This is a genomic window from Actinosynnema sp. NPDC050436 (assembly GCF_040655415.1).
Taxonomy (GTDB): Bacteria; Actinomycetota; Actinomycetes; order Mycobacteriales; family Pseudonocardiaceae; genus Actinosynnema.
In genome coordinates this window covers 658,360-674,554 of record NZ_JBFAJV010000002.1, presented here as the reverse complement: position 1 = coordinate 674,554, position 16,195 = coordinate 658,360, and the positions used below count along the sequence as shown (strand labels likewise).

The 16,195-nt window shown below is 73.6% G+C and carries 9 protein-coding genes and 1 riboswitch; of the genes, 3 read left to right on the top strand and 6 right to left on the bottom strand.

What is annotated here, in order from left to right; translation table 11 throughout:
* The first annotated feature begins 71 nt into the window (after window positions 1-71).
* The 3 genes from AB0I60_RS07190 (at window position 72) to AB0I60_RS07180 (ending at window position 6,719) form a co-directional block, all read left to right on the top strand.
* Window positions 72-3,206, top strand: a complete 3,135-nt coding sequence (locus tag AB0I60_RS07190; protein WP_360726453.1) for a BTAD domain-containing putative transcriptional regulator — start codon at window positions 72-74, stop codon at window positions 3,204-3,206.
* Window positions 3,207-3,270: 64 nt separating this feature from the next.
* Complete coding sequence (locus AB0I60_RS07185; RefSeq protein ID WP_360726452.1) at window positions 3,271-5,994, top strand: helix-turn-helix domain-containing protein; 2,724 nt, start codon at window positions 3,271-3,273, stop codon at window positions 5,992-5,994.
* Window positions 5,995-6,329: 335 nt separating this feature from the next.
* Entirely contained in the window at window positions 6,330-6,719 is a 390-nt protein-coding gene (locus tag AB0I60_RS07180; protein ID WP_360726450.1) for a lipopolysaccharide assembly protein LapA domain-containing protein, read from the top strand.
* A gap of 69 nt (window positions 6,720-6,788) precedes the next feature.
* Here AB0I60_RS07180 and AB0I60_RS07175 read toward each other — a convergent pair whose 3' ends face one another.
* The 6 genes from AB0I60_RS07175 to cobN all read right to left on the bottom strand — a co-directional run bounded on the left by AB0I60_RS07175 (window position 6,789) and on the right by cobN (window position 16,044).
* Entirely contained in the window at window positions 6,789-7,820 is a 1,032-nt protein-coding gene (locus AB0I60_RS07175; protein ID WP_360726448.1) for a LacI family DNA-binding transcriptional regulator, read from the bottom strand.
* On the bottom strand, window positions 7,817-9,190 hold the full coding sequence (locus AB0I60_RS07170; RefSeq protein WP_360726840.1) for a GH1 family beta-glucosidase: 1,374 nt from the start codon (window positions 9,188-9,190) through the stop codon (window positions 7,817-7,819). The genes AB0I60_RS07175 and AB0I60_RS07170 overlap by 4 nt, the downstream gene beginning before the upstream one ends.
* Window positions 9,191-9,237: 47 nt before the next feature.
* A complete protein-coding gene (locus AB0I60_RS07165; RefSeq protein ID WP_360726446.1) occupies window positions 9,238-10,050 on the bottom strand; it encodes a carbohydrate ABC transporter permease in 813 nt (270 codons plus the stop codon).
* Window positions 10,047-10,991 (bottom strand): sugar ABC transporter permease, encoded by a 945-nt coding sequence (locus AB0I60_RS07160; RefSeq protein ID WP_360726444.1) that lies wholly within the window; start codon window positions 10,989-10,991, stop codon window positions 10,047-10,049. The genes AB0I60_RS07165 and AB0I60_RS07160 overlap by 4 nt, the downstream gene beginning before the upstream one ends.
* A complete protein-coding gene (locus tag AB0I60_RS07155) occupies window positions 10,988-12,217 on the bottom strand; it encodes an ABC transporter substrate-binding protein (protein WP_360726838.1) in 1,230 nt (409 codons plus the stop codon). Before AB0I60_RS07155 ends, AB0I60_RS07160 begins: the two co-directional genes overlap by 4 nt.
* Window positions 12,218-12,480: 263 nt before the next feature.
* Window positions 12,481-16,044, bottom strand: coding sequence for a cobaltochelatase subunit CobN (gene cobN / locus AB0I60_RS07150; protein ID WP_360726442.1), 3,564 nt, complete (start codon window positions 16,042-16,044; stop codon window positions 12,481-12,483).
* A gap of 55 nt (window positions 16,045-16,099) precedes the next feature.
* Window positions 16,100-16,171: riboswitch (cobalamin riboswitch) on the bottom strand.
* Between the last annotated feature and the right edge of the window lie 24 nt (window positions 16,172-16,195).

The following is a 16,195-nucleotide window of genomic DNA, read 5'->3' as shown; positions in this document are numbered from 1 at the left end:
ACCACCATCCCCGACACCGGTACACAGCCCGGTACACGGCCACGTGTACCGGGATCACTACGCTGGGTTCCGTGCGCTTCCGGGTCCTGGGACCGTTGGACGTCCGTGACCGGCAAGGTGGCCCGCTGCTGCCCACCCGCCGCAAGCAGCGGGTCCTGCTCGCCGTGCTGCTCCTGCGCGACGGGCCCACCAGCACGGACGCCCTGTCCGACGCGCTGTGGGACGAGCTGCCCCGCTCGGCGGCGGCCAACCTCAAGACCTACCTGTCGGGCCTGCGCCGGCTGCTGCACCCGGACGCCGCCATCGACACCCGTCCGGAGGGCTACGCGCTGGCCGTGCCGCGCGCGGACCTCGACGCCACGCACTTCGAAGACCTGGTGGAGGACGGTCGCAAGGCCCTGCGGGACAACCGCTTCGACGTGGCCACCGAGCGGTTCACCCGCGCCCTCGGGCTGTGGCGCGGGCCGGTCCTCGACGGTCTGCCGGTGCCCGAGCTGATCGCGCCCAGGGTCACCGTGCTCGACGAGCTGCGGCTCGACGTGCAGGAGGACAACCTGGACGCCCGGCTCGCGCTGGGCCAGGACGTGGTGGGCGAGCTCCAGGCCCTGACCGGCCGCCACCCGCTGCGCGAGCGGCTGTGGGGTCAGCTCATGCTCGCGCTCTACCGCAGCGGCAGGCAGGCCGAGGCGCTGGCCGCCCACCAGCGCCTCCGGGACACCCTGGACGCGCGGCTGGGCATCGAACCGTCACCCGCGATCCGCCGGCTGCACGTGGAGATCCTGCGCTCGGACCACGCGCTCGACGGGCCCAGGACCGACGTCCCCCGGCACCTGCCCGCCGCCGTCCCGTCGTTCACCGGCCGCGCCGACGCCCTGCGCGAGCTGGACCGCCTGGCGGCCACGGCGAAGCAGGACCGCGCCGGCACCACGGCGGTCGTCACCGGCACGGCGGGCGTGGGCAAGACCGCCCTGGCCATCCACTGGGCCGACCGCGCGCGCTCCGACTTCCCCGACGGCCAGCTCTACGCCGACCTGCGCGGCTTCGACGTGCTGCCCCCGCGCCGCCCCGCCGAGGTGCTCTCCCGCTTCCTGCACGCGCTGGGCGTGCCGCCCGAACGCGTGCCGCCGGACCAGGACGCCGCGACCGCGCTGTACCGCAGCACCCTGGCCGACCGCCGGGTGCTCGTGGTGCTGGACAACGCCGCCGACCCGGAGCAGGTCCGGCCGCTGCTGCCCGGCGGCTCCGGCTGCCTGGTCGTGGTGACCAGCCGGGACCGCCTGGCGGGGCTGGTGGCCCGCGACGGCGCGACCCGCGTCCCGCTGGACGTGCTGACACCCGCCGAGTCCGCCGACCTGCTCACCGCCCTGCTGGGCGCCCGGACCGCCGAGGAGCCGGAGGCGGCGGCGGAGCTGGCGCGGCTGTGCGCCCACCTGCCGCTGGCGCTCCGCATCACCGCCGCGCACTTTGCCCCGGGCCGGATCGCCGACCACGTGGCCCAATTGCGGCGCGGCAACCGGCTGACCGCGTTGCACGCCGACCGGGACACCGCCGTCCGGGCCGCGTTCGACCTGTCCTACGCGGCGCTGCCGGCCCCGGCGCGCGGGCTGTTCCGGCTGATCGCCCACGTCCCGGGCCAGGACTTCACGGCCGAGGCGGTCGCAGCGGCGGCCGACAGCCCGGTGCCGGCCGTCCGAGCGCACCTGGCCACCCTCGCCGACGCGCACCTGGTGCAGCACGACGGCACCCGGTACACCACGCACGACCTGTTGCGGCTCTACTCGCGGGAACGCGCCCAGGCGGAGGACACGGCCGACCTCGGCGAGCGCGCGCGGCAGCGCTTGTACGAGTGGTACACCTGCCACGCGACCGCAGCCGCCGCCGTCCTCTACCCGGACATGGCCCGCCTGCCCACCGCAGCGCCCCCCGAGCACGCCGTGACCTTCGAGAACGAGTCCCAGGCCTCCGCCTGGCTGGACGCCGAGCGCGCCACCCTCGTGGCCGCCGTCCAGCACGCCGCCGACCGGCCGGCGCTCGCGCACTTCGCGTGGCGGCTGGCGGACGCGCTGCGCGGCTACTTCTGGCTGCGGATGGCCACCGAGGACTGGCTGACCGTGGCCACGACGGCCCGGCGGGCCGCGCCGGACACCGACCCCGCCGCCCAGGCGTCCGCCGAGCTGAGCCTGGGCAACCTGCACTTCCTGCTCGCCGACCACGCCGCCGCCACCACCCACAGCACCCACGCGCTGACCCTGGCCGACCGGGGCGGCTGGCCCGCCGGCCAGGCGTCGGCCCACAACAACCTGGGTGGCGTCCACCGCCAGTCCGGCCGGCTCGCGCGGGCCGCCGAGCACTTCGCCGCGTCGCTCGAACTCGACCGCAGGCACGGCCTGGTCGCCGGGCAGATGGCGGCCCTGAACAACCTGGCCATCGTCGCCTGGCAGCTCGGCCGGCTGGCCGACTCGACCGACTACTTCACCCAGGCGCTCCGGCTGCGCCGGGAGTCCCGGGCCCCGCAGGGGATCGCGCTGGCGCTGGGCAACATCGGCGAGCTGTGGCACACCCGGGGGGAACCCGACAAGGCACTGGAGCACCTGACCGAGGCGCTCGACATCCACCGCGAGATCGGCGCCCGGGTGGCCGAGGCGGGCAACCTGGCCACCATCGCCGCCGTCCACAACGACCTGGGCGACACGCAGCGCGCCTACGAGCACGCCCGCACCGCCCTGATGCTCGCCCGCGACACCGGCGAGCGCCGGGCGGAGGCGGGCGCGCTGCTCGCGCTGGGCGACATCCACCGCCGGGCCGGCCACGCCCAGGACGCCCGCGACTGCCACCGGCGGGCCGCCACCCTGGCCCGGGAGACCGACGACGACTTCCTGGAGGCCGAGGCCCTGATCGGCGGCGGGCAGCCCGACCGGGCCCTCGAAATCGCCCGCCGCGCGGGCTACCGGGTGGTGGAGGGCAGGGCGCTGACCGCCCTGGCCCAGGCCGCGCTGGCGAAGGGCGACGCTCCGGCGGCGGTCGCGCACGCCCGCGCCGCGCTGGAGATCCACCGCGCGACCGGGCACCGGCCGGGCGAGGCGCACACGCTGGTGGTGCTCGGTCGAGCGGAACCCGACCGGGTGCAGGCACACTGGCGGGTGGCCCTGGACCTGTTCACCCGGATGCGCGCACCCGAGGCGGACGGGATCCAGGGTCGGGTCTGAAAGTCTGGACGGCACCCCGGACGCTGCGGAGAATCGGGGGACCTTGGGTCAGGGGGTGGAACCGGTGCCGCGTGGAGAGCGCCCGTTGGACGTCGGGGACGGTCCGCTGCTGAAGTTCGCGGCCGACCTCAGGTCGTTGCGCGACAAGGCGGGCGGGTACAGCTACCGGCAGCTCGGTGCCCGCGCGCACTACTCGGCGACCACCCTGTCCGACGCCGCCGGCGGCCGGAAGCTGCCGAGCCTCGCCGTGACGCTGGCCTACGTCCGCGCCTGCGAGGGCGACGTGGACGAGTGGGAGGACCGCTGGCACCAGGTGGCGGCCGAGGTGCTGCCGACCCCGCCGGCGGGCCCGAACGAGGCCCACCCGCCGTACGCGGGCCTCGCGGCGTACGGCACGGAGGACGCCGAGTGGTTCTTCGGCCGGGACCGCGTCCTGGAGGACCTGGAGGCCAGGATCGCCGCAGGCCGCTTCGTGGCGGTGTTCGGCGCGTCCGGGGCGGGCAAGTCGTCGCTGCTCAAAGCGGGCCTGGTGCCCCGGTTCCCGGGCCGTGCGGTGCTCACCACGCCGGCCGAGGTCGACGTCCGGGCGGACCGCCTCGACCTGACCGGCGACCTGATCATCGTGGACCAGTTCGAGGAGGTCTTCACCCTCTGCCAGGACCAGCGGCGGCAGGCGGAGTTCATCGACGCGCTCCTGGCGGCGGACTGCCGCGTGGTCCTGGGCGTGCGGGCGGACTTCTACAGCCACTGCGCCCAGCACCCGAACCTGGTGGAGGCGCTGACCGACGGTCAACTCCTGCTCGGCCCGATGGGTCCGGAGGAACTGCGCCAGGTCATCATGCAGCCCGCCGTCAAGGCGTCCTGCACCGTGGAGACGGCGCTGGTCAGCAGGTTGATCGCGGACGCGACCGGCCAGGCGGGCGTGCTCCCGCTGATGTCGCACGCGCTGCTGGAGACCTGGCGGCGGCGGCGCGGCACCACCATGACCCTGGCCGGCTACGAGGCCGCCGGCGGCATCCAGCACGCCATCGCCCAGACCGCCGAGCGCACCTTCACCTCGCTGGAGAAGCAGCAGCGCACCCTGGCCCGCCAGGTGTTCCTCCGGCTGACCGCCCTGGGCGACGGCATCGAGGACACCAAGCGCCGCCTGCCGAGAGCGGAGCTGGACGGTGACGTGGACGTGGACGTCGTCCTCGACCGCCTGGCCCACGCCCGCCTGCTGACCCTCGACCGGGACACGGTGGAGATCGCGCACGAGGCCCTGATCCGCTCGTGGCCCCGCCTGCGCAACTGGCTGGCCACCGACCGGGACGGCCTGCGCACCATGCGGCAGCTCACCGAGGCCGCCGCCACCTGGCACTCGCTGGGCCGCGACCCCGACGCCCTCTACCGGGGCACCAGGCTGGACACCGCCGTCGAGTGGACCCGCCGCGACGGGGCGAGGACCAGCCCGCTGGAACGCGAGTTCCTGGCCGAGAGCGAAGCCTCCCGCGACCGCCAGCGCCACCTCGACCACCGCCGCACGCGCCGGCTGCGCCAGTTGGTGGCCCTGCTGCTGGTGCTGCTGGTCCTGGCGTCCGGGGCGGTCGTGCTGGCCATCGGCGCGCAGAAGCAGGCGGCCACCGAGCGCAACCTGTCGGTGGCCCGCTACGCGGCGAACGAGGCCCAGAACCGCCGCACGGCCGGCGACCGCGTGCTGGCCAACCAGATGATCATCGCGGCCTACCGCCTCAGCGGCACCGACGACCTGCGGGACCTGGTGCTCAGCGCCCACGCCTCGACCGCCGAGGACATGGTGAGCCGGTCGGTGCTGTCCAACGGCTCGGCGCTGAGCCCGGACGGCACCCAGATCCCCACGGCGCGAGTCCCGTACAGCGCCGACGACCGCGTGTACAAACGGCTGGGCGGCCTGCTGACGCCGCGCAACACCGTCACGTCGTTCGTGGTCACCCCGGCCGAACGGGCGTACGCCACCACGGCGGAGACCCCGGACGCCCGCATCTGGGACGTCACCGACGCCCGCGAGCCCGTGCCCACCTACACGTTCTCCGGACCGGTCACCAGGATCGCGTTCGCCCCGACCGGCGGCCGGCTGCTGGTGACCGTCGAGGGCGCGTCGGAGGCCAAGATCTGGGACGCCGCCAACCCGCGCGAGCCCAAGGTGCTGGGCGTGCTGACCGGCCACCCGAGGTGGATCACCGACATCGCGTTCAGCCCGGACGGCCAGGTCCTGGCCACCATCGACAACCAGAGCACGGTCCGGCTCTGGAGCCTCGCCAACCCGAGGGAGCCCCGCCAGATCGGCGAGCTGAAGGACGGCGAGGACGTCTCGGTGGTGGCGCTGTCGCCGAACGCCAAGACCATCGCGGTCGCGGGCGCGAACGGCACGATCCGCCTGTGGGACCTGGGCGACCCGTGGTCACCGACCCGGCTGGCCCGGGTGGTCGGCCACTCCGACAAGGTGCTCGCCCTGAACTTCCGCCGCGACGGCAGAGCCCTGGCCAGCACCGGCAAGGACGACACGGTCCGGATGTGGGACCTGGGCGACCCCCGGCACCCGACCCAGAGAGCCCGGATCAGCGGCCCGACCGACGGCACCTACGCGGTCGGCTTCGGCGACACCCCGAACTGGGTGGTGACGTCGAACGCCGACGGCACCACCCGACCGTGGGAGTTCGACGTGGACATCGCCATAGCGAAGATGTGCGAATCGGTGGACCAGCAGATCACCGAAGAAGAATGGCACCGCAACTTCGAGGGCATCGACTACCACCCACCCTGCGCCTGACCGAAGAACGCGGCCTCCCCGATCTTCGAACCAGGAGAGGGGCTCGTGTCATCCCGTCGACCTGGCGCAGCCCCATCACGCGAGTCGGGGTCCTGCGACCTGCACGACCACCCGGCGGCCGAAGTGCCACCCTCGCAGGACCCCGGCTCGCGTGACAGCCCTCCGGGAGGTCGACGGGATGACACGACCCCCGCCCCACCACGCAACGCAAGATCACCACCCACCCCGTCATCCTGTTGGCCTGCCGCGCGGCGAGCGCTTCTCTTCTTCGAAAAGCCCCACATCCCCCAGCCGGCCGACTGGCACCCACCCCGCCACACCCCGATAATCACCCCGTGACCACGCCCCGTGACGAGGACCGCACCACCCCGGCCGTCCCGCTCCCGGACGGCCCCGCCGGCTCACCCGACCACCGGCCCACGACACCCGACCACCGGCCCACACCCCCACCGGCCAGGACCCGCTCCGGCAAACCCCGCCCGACCAGGATCAGCGGCACGTGGGTGGCCGTCCTGTCGTCGATCGTCGTGCTGATCTTCCTGCTGGTCTTCATCCTGCAGAACCTGACCGACGCGACCATCCACTTCATCGGCATCGCCGGCACGCTGCCACTCGGCGTGGCCCTGCTGTTCTCCGCGATCGGCGGCGCCGTCACGGTCGCCCTGGTCGGCGCCGCCCGCATCTTCCAACTACGCCGCCAAGCCAAACGCGCAGGCACCCGCTAGCTTTCACCCGCCCGCAACGCACACTTCCCCAACACTCAAACGCCGACCCGAGTCGAACGCCGACCCGACTCAAGCACTGACGCGAGTCACCAACGAGGTGGGCAGCAGCAAGAACGGCGGCAGATCCTCCTCCCCCGCCAACTCGGACATCAGCCGCGACGTCATCGTGCGCCCCAGCCGCTCCACGTCCTGCCGGACCGTGGTCAGCGGCGGCACCGCCGTCGACGCGATCACCAAGTCGTCGAAACCCACCACCGCCACGTCCTCCGGCACCCGCCGGCCGCGCGCGTGCAGGACTTGCAGCGCGCCCAGCGCCATGATGTCCGCCGCGACGAACACCGCGTCCAGCGACGGGTCCAGGGTCAGCAGCTCCTCCATCGCCGTCGCCCCGCTCTCGGGCGTGAAGTCGCCGTACGCCACCAGGTCGGCCGGCACGCCGGCCTGGGCCAGGCCGCGCTGCCAGCCGGCCAGCCGGTCCATCCCGACCGCCATGTCGCGCGGCCCGGCGACGGTGCCGATCCGCCGGCGGCCCGACGAGACCAGGTGGCGGGCGGCCTCCAGCGCGCCGTTGAAGTTGTCGGAGTCCACATAGGGCACTCCGGCCGCGCCCAGCGGTCGCCCGCCGACGACGGTCGGCAGGCCCGCGTCGGCCAGCACGCGCGGCAGCGGGTCCTGGCCGTGCAGGCTGATCACCAGCACGCCGTCGACGTGCCCGCCGCACAGGTAGTTGACCAGGTCCTGCTCGTCGCCCTCCTTGCTCATCATCAGCACGAGCTGGACCCGCCGCCCGGCCAGCTCTCCGTGCACGCCGCGCAGCACCCCGGCGAAGAAGGGGTCGGCGAGCACCCGGCTGCCCTGCTCGGAGACGACCAGCGCGATGCAGTTGGCCCGGTTCCCGGCCAGCGTGCGGGCCGCCTGGTTGGGCGAGTACCCGAGGCGGGTGATCGCCTGGCTGACCGCCTCGCGCGCCTTGGTGCTGACGTAGGGCTCGCCGTTGATCACCCTCGACACCGTCGACTTGGACACCCCGGCGGCGCGGGCGACCTCCTCCAGGCGGGTCGTCCCGCGACGGGGCCGGGGCTGGTCGACGGCACCGGTCACGGGGCGACCACCGTGGCCAGCGCGTTGTCCTTGGCGACCTGGGAGTACCACATGGCGCTCATCTTAGGAGTCCGCACTTGTGTGGCGTAGTCGACGTGCACGATGCCGAACCGCTTGGCGTAGCCCTCCGCCCACTCGAAGTTGTCCATCAGCGACCAGGCGAAGTACCCGCGCAGGTCCGCGCCGGCCTCGATCGCCGCGTGCGCCGCCCGCAGGTGCGATTCGAGGTACCCCAACCGCTCCGGGTCGCGCACCGCGCCGTCGGGCGCCACCGCGTCCCGGTACGCCGCGCCGTTCTCCGTGACGTAGAGCGGGATCGGGGGGTAGTCGCGGTGCACGCGCAGCAGCACCTCGGTCAGGCCGGAGGGTTCGACCTCCCAGCCCATGTCGGTGCGCGGCAGGCCCCGGCCGGGGAACGTCACGTGCTCCGCGCCCACCCACGGCGACCCGGCGACGGCGGGACCGGGCCGGCCGCTGACGTGGTGCTCGGCGTAGTAGTTGACGCCGAGCCGGTCCAGCGGCGCGGCGACGGCGTCGAGGTCGCCGTCCCGGACGTGGGCGGTGAACCCGTACGGGGCCAGGTCTTCCACGACGTCGTCCGGGTAGCGGCCGTGGAACAGCGGTTCCAGGAAGATCCGGTTCTGCAACCCGTCGACCCTGCGCGCCGCGTCGACGTCGGCCGGGTCATCGGGGTCGGCCGGGATCACCGGGTACAGGTTCAGCGTGATGCCGACCTCCGCGCGCGCCGACGCCGCGCGGATCACCTCGGCCGCCAACCCGTGGCCCAGCAGCAGGTGGTGCACGGCCGCGACCGCCGCACGGGGGTCCCGGCGGCCCGGCGCGTGCACGCCGGCCGCGTAGCCGAGGAACGCCGAGCACCACGGCTCGTTGAGCGTGGTCCAGTGCCGCACCCGGTCGCCGAGCGCCTCCGCCGTCGACGCCGCGAAGTCCGCGAACCGGTACGGCGTCGCGCGCGCGGCCCACCCGCCCCGCTCCTCCAGCGGCTGCGGCAGGTCCCAGTGGTACAGGGTGGGCCACGGCTCGATGCCGGCCGCCAGCAGCCGGTCCACCAGCCGGTCGTAGAAGTCCAGCCCGGCCTTGTTGACGAGCCCGCCGTCCGGCCGGACCCGGGGCCACGCGACCGAGAACCGGTACGCCTGGAGCCCGAGGTCCGCCATCAGCCGCACGTCCTCGTCGAACCGCCGGTAGTGGTCAGCCGCCGGTTCCCCGGTGTGCCCGCCGACGACGGCCCCGGGCACCTCGCAGAACTCGTCCCAGATGGACCGGCCGCGCCCGTCCGCCGTCGTCGCGCCCTCGACCTGGAACGCGGCCGTGGCCGCTCCCCAGAGGAACCCCTCCGGGAAGCGCACCGGCTCGTCCGCGCACCCCGCACCACGCACCCCGAACGTCTCCACAGCTACCCCTTCACCGCGCCCTGCATGATCCCGGCGACGACCTGCCGCCCGAGGAGGAGGAAGACGACCAGCACCGGCGCGGTGGCCAGGGTGGTCCCGGCCAGCACCAGCGAGTTGTCGACGTAGTAACCGCTCTGGAGCTTCTCCAGCGCCACCTGGACGGTCGGGTCGTCGGCGTCGAGCGCGACCAGCGGCCACAGGAAGTCGTTCCACGACGTGGTGAACGTGAACACGCCGAGCACCGCCGCAGCGGGCCGCACCGCGGGCAGGCACACGTGCCAGAAGACGCGCGCGAGCCCGCAGCCGTCCACCCGGGCGGCGTCGACCAGTTCGTCCGGCACCGCGTCGACGATGTACTGCCGCATCCAGAACACGCCGAAGGCGGTGACCAGGTTCGGCACGATCACCGCGCCCAGGCTGCCCGACCACCCGAACTCGGCCATGGCCAGGTAGAGCGGGACGATCCCGAGCTGGGTCGGCACGGCCAGGGTGGCGACCACGAACACCATCAGCGGTCCCCGGCCCCGGAACCGCAGCTTGGCGAACGCGAAGCCGGCCAGCGCGGAGAGCAGCACGACCGACGCGGTCACCGTGCCGGAGACGATCACGCTGTTGCCCAACGCCCTCCAGAACGGGACGGTGTCGAGCACGCGCGCCGCATTGACGAGGAACTTCCCGCCCGGTACCAGCGGCACGTCACCGACGTCGTTGCTCGCCACCACGAACGCCCAGTAGAACGGGAACGCCGAGCCGAGCACGAACGCGACCAACGTCCCGTAGACGGCGAACCCGGGCCGCCGGGGAGTCGCGCTCACCGCTCCCCCGTCCCGGGCACCCGGCGGGTCAGCAGGAAGTTGACCCCCGCGACCACGACCACCACCAGGAACAGGACCCACGCCAGCGCGGACGCGTAGCCGAGGTCGAAGCCCTCGAACGCCGACTGGTACAGGTAGAGCACCACGGTCTGGTACTGCCCGGTCGCGCCGCCGCCGCTGCTGCCCGCCGGCGCGAACAGCTTCGGCTCGGTGAAGATCTGCAACCCGCCGATGGTCGAGGTGACCACGACGAAGACGAGCGTGGGCCGCAGCACCGGCAGCGTGACCGAGACGAACCGGCGGACGCGCCCGGCCCCGTCCACCACCGCCGCCTCCCGCACGTCCTGCGGGATGGCCTGCATCGCGGCCAGCACGATGAGCGCGTTGTACCCCGTCCACCGCCAGTCGACCATCGCGGCGATGGCGACGTGGCTCCACCACCGCGAGGACTGCCAGTCGACGCGGGACAAACCGAGGAACTCCAGGACGTCGTTGACCAGGCCGTAGCGCGGCCCGAACAGGTCGGCGAAGATGATCGTCAGCGCCACCAGCGAGGCCGCGTACGGCAGCAGCACGCCCATCCGCCACGCGGTGCGGCCCCGCAGCGCGGTGTTCAGCAGGGCCGCCAGCAGCACCGCCGCCACGAGCTGGGGCCCGGTGGACAGCAGGAAGATGCTCACCGTGTTGAGCAGGGCGTTCCAGAACCGGTCGTCGGCCAGCAGTGCCGCGTAGTTGTCCAGCCCGACGAACGGCGTCGAGTCCGCGCCCAGCTCCCAGTCGAACAGCGACACGTACGCCGTGTACGCCAGGGGAAACAGCCCCGTCAGGCCGAACAGCACGAAGAACGGCGCGATGAACAGGTAGGGCGAGTAGCGCGCGTCCAGCCGCTGCCACGAAGCGCGCGGCCGGGACCCGACCCCGCGCGCCGGGGCAGACGTCACTTCGCGGCCTTCTTGGCGCCGTCGACCGCCTGCCGCCACCCCTCCTCGGCGGACTTGCCCTGTTCCACGGCCTGGAGAGCGGGGGCGACCACGTTGTCCTGGATCTCGCCGTCCTGCGGCCCCTTGTACTGCGCCGAGGCGACCTTCGACGCCTGCTCTGCGAACAGCAGCCCGACCTTCTCGCCGCCGAAGTACGCGCTCGTCCTCGTCAACAGCTCCGGGGACGTCAACGCGGCCGTCTGGCTGGGGAACGTGCCCTTCGCCACGAACGCCTTGATCTGCTGCTCGGGAGCGGTCAGCCAGGCGGCGAGCGCGGCGGCCTCCTCGGGGTGCGCGGACTGCTTGGGCACCGTCAGGTAGGAACCGCCCCAGTTGCCGCCACCGCCGGGGAACGCCGCCGTCACCGCCCACTTGCCGGCGTGCTCCGCGCCGGCGTTGCCCTCGATCACGCCGAGCATCCAGGACGGGCACGTCTTGGTGGCGAAGGCGGAGCGCTTGAACCCGTCCTGCCACTCCTTGCTCCAGGCGACCAGCTTCGCGGACTGCCCGCGCGCCACCGCGCCCGTCACCTGCTCCCAGATCGCCCGGTCGCCGTTGGTCTCGATGGCGAGCTGGTCGTCGCGGTCGAAGTACCCGGTGGCCGCCTGGTTGTGCATGGGGTTGAAGACCTGCGCGGCCGAGTCGAACCACGGCTCGCCGACCGCCGCGACGTACCGGTCGCCGGCCGCGAAGTAGGAGTCCCAGGTGGCGAACAGCGACCGCACGCCCTCCGGGTCGGTGGGCAGCCCGGCCGAGGCGAACAGGTCCGCGCGGTAGCACATGGCCAGCGGTCCGATGTCCGTGCCGTAGCCGATGAGCGCGCCGTCCCGGGTGGTGACGGCGTCGGACTTCCACTTCAGCCAGCGGTCGGGGCGCACGTCACCGGGCCCGATCTGCTCGAGGTCGTGGAACTTCCCGGACTTCGCCATGACCTGGCTGAGGAAGCCCTCCTCGACCGCCTCGACGTCGGCCGCGCCGGAGCCGGCCGCGAGCTTGGTGAACAGTGCCTGGTGGTGCGGCGGGGCCTGGCCGGTCTTGCGGTGCACGATCCTGGTGCCGGGGTGGGCGGCCTCGTACTCGCGGAACAGCTCCTCGTAGCCGAACTCGTTGAACGTGGCGACGGTCAGCTCCAACCGGCCGTCCGAGCCGCTGCCCGGACCGCACGCGGTGAGCGCGGCGGCGACCAGGACCGGGGCCAGGACTGCTCGACGGTGGCGCACGAGGACTCCTCACGGGGGCGGCGACGTGTTGGGAGCGCTCCCAATCGCGGCGAAGTGTGGTGGTCGACACGCGCCGTGTCAAGCGCCCCAGCAGACATCGCAGGCCCACCGCACAAGAAGACGAAAGCTCGAAAACGCCCGTGCGCCAACAAGACCCCGGCGGATCGCTCCGCCGGGGCCGTGCGTTCGGACAGCGTAGCCACGCCGTTCGGGTTGCCGCGCGGGCTGCGCTAGCGGCCGTCCTCCAGGTCGCCTTCGGTCTGGAGGTACACCGCGCGCAGCGCCTCCAGCGTCTCCGCCTCCGGGTGCTCCCAGAGACCCCGGTCCGCCGCCTCCAGCAGGCGTTCGGAGATCCCGTGCAGCGCCCACGGGTTCGACTTGGTGAGGAACTCGCGGTTCTCGGGGTCCAGCACGTAGCTGGCCGCGAGCTGCTCGTACATCCAGTCCGCGACCACGCCGGTCGTGGCGTCGTAGCCGAACAGGTAGTCGACCGTCGCCGCCAGCTCGAACGCGCCCTTGTAGCCGTGCTTGCGCATCGCCGCCAGCCAGCGCGGGTTCACCACGCGGGCGCGGAAGATCCGGTTCGTCTCCTCGTGCAGCGTCCGGGTCCGCACCGCGTCAGGCCGCGTGCTGTCGCCGACGTAGGCGGCCGGGGCCTTGCCCGTCAGCGCCCGCACGGTCGCCACCATGCCGCCGTGGTACTGGAAGTAGTCGTCCGAGTCGGCGATGTCGTGCTCGCGGGTGTCGATGTTCTTCGCCGCGACCGCGATCCGCCGGTAGGCGCTCTCCATGTCCTGCCGGGCCTCGACGCCGTCCAGCTCGCGCCCGTAGGCGTACCCGCCCCACACCGCGTAGACCTCGGCCAGGTCGGCGTCGTCGCGCCAGTTGCGGCTGTCGATCAGCGGCAGCAGCCCGGCCCCGTACGCACCCGGCTTGGAGCCGAAGATCCGCATCGTCGCCCGCCGCCGGTCGCCGTGCTCGGCCACCCCGGCCTCCGCGTGCGCCCGCACGAAGTTGTCCGCGTCCGCCTCGTCCAGCCCGGCCACCAGCCGCACCGCGTCGTCCAGCAGCGCGACCACGTGCGGGAAGGCGTCCCGGAAGAAGCCGGAGATGCGCACCGTCACGTCGATCCGGGGCCGGCCCAGCTCGTCGAGCGGCACGACCTCCAGCCCGGTCACCCGGCGCGACTGGTCGTCCCACACCGGCCGGACGCCCAGCAGCGCCAGCACCTCCGCGATGTCGTCGCCGGAGGTCCGCATGGCCGACGTGCCCCACACCGACAGGCCGACCGACGCGGGCCACTCGCCGGTGTCCGCCCGGTAGCGCTCCAGCAGGGAGTCCGCCATGGCCTGGCCGGTCTCCCAGGCCAGCTTCGACGGCACCGCCTTGGGGTCGACCGAGTAGAAGTTGCGGCCGGTCGGCAGCACGTTCACCAGGCCCCGCAGCGGCGAGCCGCTCGGCCCGGCCGGCACGTAGCCGCCGTCGAGCGCGTGCAGCACGTTGGCCATCTCGTCGGTGGTGCGGGCCAGCCTCGGCACCACCTCCAGCGCGCCGAACTCCAGGATGCGCGCCACGTCCTCGGAGTCGGTCAGCGTGCGGGCGACCGCCGCGTCCCAGCCCGCGTCCTCCATGGCCTGCACCAGCGCGCGCGCCTGCGCCTCCACGGCGTCGGTCGAGGCGCGGGTGTCGTCCTTGAGCCCCAGCGCCTCCCGCAGGCCGGGCAGCGCGGCCACCTGGCCCGCCCACACCTGCCGGGCCTGGAGGATGGCCAGCACCAGGTTGACCCGGGCCTCCCCGGTCGGCGCCTCGCCCAGCACGTGCAGGCCGTCCCGGATCTGGACGTCCTTCACCTCGCACAGCCAGCCGTCCACGTGCAGGATCAGCTCGTCGAACTCCGCGTCGTGCGGCCGGTCCTCCAGCCCGAGGTCGTGGTCCAGCTTCGCCGCCTGGATCAACGTCCAGATCTGCGCGCGGATCGCGGGCAGCTTCGCCGGGTCCATCGCGGCGATGTTGCCGTGCTCGTCGAGAAGCTGCTCCAGGCGCGCGATGTCGCCGTAGCTGTCCGCGCGGGCCATCGGCGGCACCAGGTGGTCGACCAGGGTGGCGTGCGCGCGGCGCTTGGCCTGCGTGCCCTCGCCCGGGTCGTTGACCAGGAAGGGGTAGATCAGCGGCAGGTCGCCCAGCGCCGCGTCGGGGCCGCAGCCGGCCGACATGCCGACCGTCTTGCCGGGCAGCCACTCCAGGTTGCCGTGCTTGCCGACGTGCACGACGGCGTCCGCGCCGAACTCGGCCTCCAGCCACCGGTAGGCGGCCAGGTAGTGGTGGCTGGGCGGCAGGTCCGGGTCGTGGTAGATGGCGATCGGGTTCTCGCCGAAGCCGCGCGGCGGCTGGACCATCACCACGACGTTGCCCGAGCGGAGGCCGGCCAGCACGATCTCGCCGTCGGGGTCCCGCGAGCGGTCCACGAACAGCTCGCCGGGCGCCTCGCCCCAGTGCTCCTCCATGCCCGTGCGGGTGTCCTCGGGCAGGGTCGCGTACCACTCGCGGTAGCGGGCGGCGGGCAGCCGCACCGGGTTGCCCTGGAGCTGCTCCTCGGTCAGCCAGTCGGCGTCCTGGCCGCCGGCCGCGATGAGCGCGTGGATCAGCGCGTCACCGTCCAGGTCGGCCACGCCCGGCAGCTCGTCACCGATGTCGTAGCCGTGGTCCTGCAACGCCTTCAGCAGCCGCACGGCGCTGGCCGGGGTGTCCAGGCCGACCGCGTTGCCGATCCGGGAGTGCTTGGTCGGGTAGGCGGAGAGCATGACCACGACCTTGCGCTCGGCCGGCGGCACGTGCCGCAACCGCCCGTGCCGCACGGCGATCCCGGCCACCCGCAGCGCGCGTTCCGGGTCCGCCACGTACACGGTCAGGCCGTCCTCGTCGACCTCCTTGAAGGAGAACGGGACGGTGATGATCCGGCCGTCGAACTCGGGGATCGCCACCTGGGTGGCGGTGTCCAGCGGGGACAGGCCGTCGTCGTTCTCGTCCCACGCGGCGCGGCTGCTGGTGAGGCAGAGGCCCTGCAGGATCGGCACGTCCAGCGCGGCCAGCGCGCCCACGTCCCACGCGTCGTCCTCGCCGCCCGCCGACGCGGTCGCGGGCTTGGTGCCGCCGGCCGCCAGCACCGTGACGACCAGCGCGTCCGCCTCGCGCAGCACCGCGAGCAGCTCCGGCTCGGCGGTGCGCAGCGACGCGCAGTACACCGGCAGCGCCCGGCCGCCCTTCTCCTCGATCGCGTCGCACAGGGCGTGCACGAAGGCGGTGTTCCCGGCCACGTGGTGGGCCCGGTAGTACAGGACGGCCACCACCGGCCCGCCGCCCGCGCGCTCCGCCCGCTCCAGCACGCCCCAGTTCGGCGCGGGTTCCGGCGGGGCGAAGCCGAAGCCGGTGAGCAGGACGGTGTCGGACAGGAACTTGTGCAGTTCGGCGAGGTTCGCCGGGCCGCCGTGCGCCAGGTAGGCGTGGGCCTCGGCGCAGACGCCGCCGGGCACGGTGGACAGCTCCATGAGCGGCGCGTCGGGGTTCTGCTCACCGCCCAGCACCACGACCGGGCGCGGGCCGGCCAGCAGCGCGTCCAGCCCCTCCTCCCACATCCGCCGACCGCCCAGGATGCGCACCACCACCAGGTCGACGCCCTCCAGCAGGGCGGGCAGGTCGTCGGCGGAGAGCCGGGCGGGGTTGCCCAGCCGGAAGTCGGCGCCGCTCGAACGGGCGGACAGCAGGTCCGTGTCGGAGGTCGACAGCAGCAGGATCACGTGCGGGCTCCATCCCTCGGGGGTCCTCGCCCCAGGTCGTGGGGGACGGCGGGCGGAGTTCCTGACTCCCGGGCTCGCGCCCGGTCACAGTGGCGGGACCGCGCCGGATTCGCACCGGCTTCCTCCTGTTGCTTCGCCGTTCGGGGTCACC